This is a genomic window from Microcystis sp. M53603_WE2 (assembly GCF_030065435.1).
Map to the genome: position 1 here is coordinate 1 of NZ_JASJFF010000540.1, position 1,438 is coordinate 1,438.

General features: G+C 46.9%; 2 protein-coding genes. Both read left to right on the forward strand.

Translation table 11 applies throughout. The features are described from left to right. The coding region (locus PX481_RS11210) for a DUF3727 domain-containing protein (RefSeq protein ID WP_288094596.1) at positions 1-559 on the forward strand (559 nt) is incomplete at its 5' end. A gap of 320 nt (positions 560-879) precedes the next feature. Next, positions 880-1,438, forward strand: a 559-nt coding sequence (locus PX481_RS11215) for a 4Fe-4S dicluster domain-containing protein (protein ID WP_288094597.1), incomplete at its 3' end; no start/stop codon positions are given.

A 1,438-nucleotide genomic window follows, 5' to 3' on the forward strand; every position in this document is an offset into this window, starting at 1 on the left:
AGAAAACGAACTCGAAGAAGCGGATATCATAACCCTCTGGGATGAGCAAGGTCGATCGCTGGACTGTTATATTGAGAATGCCTATGAAACCGATGATCTCACCTATATGCTTCTTGTCCCCGTGGATACCCCGGTGATGATTCTAGCTTGGGATGAGGAATCGGAGGAAGAAGAATCTGATGCCTTCTTAATCGAAGATAGCGAGGAAATCGAGCGGATTTTCGCCGATGCTAAAGCGGTTTTAGCAGAATTAGACCTATTGCTCAAATCCACTGCCCACACCTTGACTGTTAGTGGTGAATTACCGCCCCTAGAAGAAGATAATGTTCTCAGTTTAGAAATTGATGGCGATGAACCCTCCTCGTCATCAGAGCCGGAAGAATTGCAATTTCTCGCCAGTTTCTTTTCGGAAGACCAAAAATACTCGATTTACAGTCCCCTAGCTCCTTTGTTATTCTTAGCCGTCGGTGATGCGGAAGGGAAAGTTGAATTAGTTTCCCCCGATGATGACGGTATGGGACCAATTCTAGAGGAACTTTTGTTTGATGAACTCGATTAATTACACGATCTTACCAAATCCGCCGACCAAAATTTGTGAGCAATCTAGTGACAGTATATCTTTCGGGATTTTATTATCCTCGTGATTAAAACGGATTTGGTATTTTTTTCCCTAAATTAATTACACATTTTCCTAACCACTGACGAACCTATTATCTATCGGATAGGCTGCTAGCCTCTGCTTGCTGGCAAAAGTGAGGGGCAGCCTCAGACAGGCACTAATGCCAAAGGAAGAATTAATAATCAGTCTTTAGTCAGAAGATTTGGTATCAGAGCAGCACAAGGCTGACGTTTAGGGGCTGGCTGCGATAGGATAAAAAAGTGCTAGATAAAAACTCCTCTCCCTTCTGGTCCTTAGTTGCGGGTCACTGGTTCAAGCTCATCTGTGGAGCTAGTTACCAGGATTTGCCCACGATTCGCAACCTCGCTTTGACCTATACTATCGCCGGGGCCGATTGTATTGATGTGGCCGCCGACCGAGCCGTGATTGTTGCGGCCCGCGAAGGCATCGAAACCGCCGAAAAAATCGCCGGATTCCCCCCAAATCGACGACCTTGGTTAATGGTCAGTCTCAACGACGGGGAAGATCCCCACTTTCGTAAAGCTGTCTTTAACCCGCAACTCTGTCCGGTCGATTGTCCCCGTCCCTGCGAAAAAATCTGTCCCGCTTATGCTATCGATAGGGGAGGAGTAATCGAACAGCGCTGTTATGGTTGCGGTCGCTGCTTACCCGTTTGTCCCCCGCAAATAATCGAGACAATATCCCGTGTCTGTCAACCCGCAGAAATTATCCCCTTAATTATCGAAATGGGAGTCGATGCGATCGAAATTCATACCCAAGTCGGTCATCGAGAGGAATTTGCTCGACTCTGGCAAGCGA